Raw genomic sequence first — 2,676 nt, forward strand, 5'->3', positions numbered from 1 at the left:
CCCCAGGGCTCGGGCGGGTCGGCGAGGCGCGGAAGGCCGGCCTCCCGCCCCCGGTGGGGCGTACCGCCGACATCCGCGGGAGCGAGCACGGGACGCACCCCGTGGGCGGGAGGCGGCGCGGGAGACACGCCGTGCGCGGGAGGCACCCCGTACGCGGGAGGGAGGGCGCGTGGTTCCCGGCCCGCTCGCGCCACCACGGCCACCCCCGCGTGGTCCGCACCGGACTCCAGCAGGCGGGGCGGCGGCTTCACCGAGCCGGTGGGAGCGCTCGGGGGGTAGACACGGGCGAGCATGCCGTCCTGGGTGAACGTCAGCCCGAGGGATATGAACTGCTCGACGCTCATCACCCGCTTCTCCTCCCGCACGACGTGCGGGGGCGGCTGCCAGGCCGGCTCCTTGCCCATCCCGGCCGACATCGCGTAGGTGGTGTGGTAACGCTCATTGGCCTGCAGGGCACGCTGCACGTCGGGCGGGACCTCGATGCGGCTGCGCACGCGGAACCGTCCGGCCTTCAGCCGCTGGGTCCGCTGCAGCTGCACCTTCAGCGGGCCAACGAACGAGTAGTGCTGCTGCTCGGCGTACTCGCGGAGCTTCTGCACCAGCTCCTCACCGAGCATGACCAGGCACGAGCTCTGCACCTCGTGATCGCCCGGGTTCAGCTCGATGACGAAGCAGTTGGGCACGATGACGCAGTCGCGGTCCCAGATCCTGGCATTGATGTCGCACTCGCGTTTGAGCGCGCCGATGTACTCCACGGGCTGGACCGCGGACTTGAACACTTTGGCGAACGCCCCGTTCACCATGGTCTCGAAGCTGCGTTCTATTTTGTTCAACGCCCCCACTACGGCCTCCGGGGTGACGATCCGCCGTGACTTGATCAGACGATCCGAAGAGATTGCGGATAGTGGTGATATAGCCACACAGCGTGATCGGACGCGGCGTGTCGCCGTAATTCACCGGATCGGTCGCCGGACCGCCCACTCCCGGGCGATGCCGAGCGCGCGGCCCGGGCCGTCCGCATCCCGCAGGACCGCGACGGTCTCCCCACTCCGCCGCCCCTCACCCCGGAGTGCCGTCACCCGTCCGGCCGTCGGTGCCGCACCGTCCCCGCCCCGACGCGCTGAGTGATCACGGCGCTACACTCGCCGGACGGAGGGGAATCACGGGGGTGAGGGGATGGACGAGGCACGCGCGAAACCCGGCCGGCTGCGCGGGCGGCTGCCGCACAGCGGGCGGGGCCGGCTGCTGCTGGCTTCGGCCGTGGCGCTCGTGCTCGCCGGTGCCGGCCTCGGCACCTGGGCGGCGGACACCTGGCCATGGCCGAAGGAACGTTACTGCTGGGGTGCCTGGGAAGAGGACAGCGGTCCCGGCTTCCTCGGCGACGAGGCCTTCGGCGAGGACGACCAGGGCTCACGGACCAGCGAGGAGACGGCGCCCACCCGGGAGCGCCCGACCGGCAGCTGCGAGATCGTCATCGCCGCCGACTACACGAGCGGTCACGACGGCGACGAGGTCACCAGCGACGAGCGGGTGAGCGTCGAGTACGGCCCGCTCCCCCAGGCCGCCGAGGCCCGCTTCGAGAAGCTGCGGGAGGGCTTCCTGGGCGGTGACGTGGTCCCGCTCCCGGACGGACTGCCGGGCACGGTGAACGCGCACGGTGGCCTGCTGGTCCTACCGAAGGCCTGCGACACCGAGGACGGCCGGCCGACCGTCGTCACCCTGCGGACCTCCGGCGTCTACACCAGCGGCCCCTCGTACACGGCGGACAGCCCGGCCGACCTGGGCGGCGCCCGGCAGGCGGCGGTCCTCCTCGTGGAGGTGGCCAACCGCGGTATGGCGGCCGCCGGCTGCGCGCCGGACGAGCCGCTGGAGGTCGGCGCACCGCTCCTCGACCTGCCGGGCACGGCGGAGAGCGTCCTCAGCTCCGACGAGGACGTCTGCGGCGTCCGCGGCCTGTACCTCGGCATGGAACGGCTCGCGTACCGGATCGGCGGATCCACCCGTGACCTGCAGACGTGCGGTGTCCGCAGCGACAGGGACGGCACGCCCTACCTGGACCTGGCGGCGGTCGCGCAGCCCCGGCTGGCCGCAGTGTTCGACGGCGTCACGGGGGAGCGGCCGGTGGCCCGCGGCTGGCGTGGCACGGGCAGCCACGGCAAGGGGTACGCGGTCGTGCGGGCCGAGTGCGCCGGCCGGCCCGTCGTCCTCGCGGCGAACGGCGTCTCCGCCGACCTCCGCCACCTCGCCGTCTTCACCAACGCGGCCGCGGCCCGCCTGGGCTGTGGCCCCGTGGCCCCCGTCGCCTCCACCACCCCCGAGGGAGCCGACCGGTGAGCAGTACCGCGGACGAGTCGAACGCCTCCCGCCGGCCCGAGCCCGAGCCGGCGACCTCCCGGCAGCCCTTGGCCGCAGGACGGGAAGCAGCCGGTGGACGGCCCCCGCGCTGGTGGCACCGGCGGGTGCTGCTGCGCGGCCGGGTCCGGCCGCTGCTGGCCGCGGGCCTGGCCGGGATGCTCCTCGGCGCCGGAGCGGTGGCCTGGCAGACGCAGGCCGGACCGTTCGCGCCGGACGAGCTGTGCTGGGGCGCCCTGTCCCGCGACGACCTCGCGGCGACGTTCCGCGAGCCGGACAACGTCACGGCGGTCGACGCTCCCGTTCTCCGGGGCGGGCGGTCGA

2 protein-coding genes and 1 pseudogene are annotated in these 2,676 nt (G+C 73.8%); 2 read left to right on the top strand and 1 reads right to left on the bottom strand.

All coding sequences use genetic code 11. The features are described from left to right. A partial coding sequence (locus tag ACOV8S_RS15725) for an FhaA domain-containing protein (protein ID WP_448318446.1) occupies positions 1-842 on the bottom strand: 842 nt, incomplete at its 3' end. A 334-nt stretch (positions 843-1,176) separates the two neighbouring features. Here ACOV8S_RS15725 and ACOV8S_RS15730 point away from each other — a divergent pair. Together ACOV8S_RS15730 and ACOV8S_RS15735 are read left to right on the top strand one after the other, a co-directional pair. Beyond that, a complete protein-coding gene (locus tag ACOV8S_RS15730; protein WP_448318447.1) occupies positions 1,177-2,334 on the top strand; it encodes a hypothetical protein in 1,158 nt (385 codons plus the stop codon). Then, positions 2,331-2,676, top strand: a pseudogene (locus ACOV8S_RS15735) (hypothetical protein); the annotation flags it as partial. The gene ACOV8S_RS15730 and the pseudogene ACOV8S_RS15735, both read left to right, overlap by 4 nt.

The sequence above is a fragment of the Streptomyces sp. CO7 genome, from assembly GCF_053474865.1.

Coding starts and splice junctions, on each gene's coding strand:
- ACOV8S_RS15730 (WP_448318447.1), top strand. CDS start 1,177: ATGGACGAGGCACGCGCGAAACCCGGCCGGCTGCGCGGGCGGCTGCCG.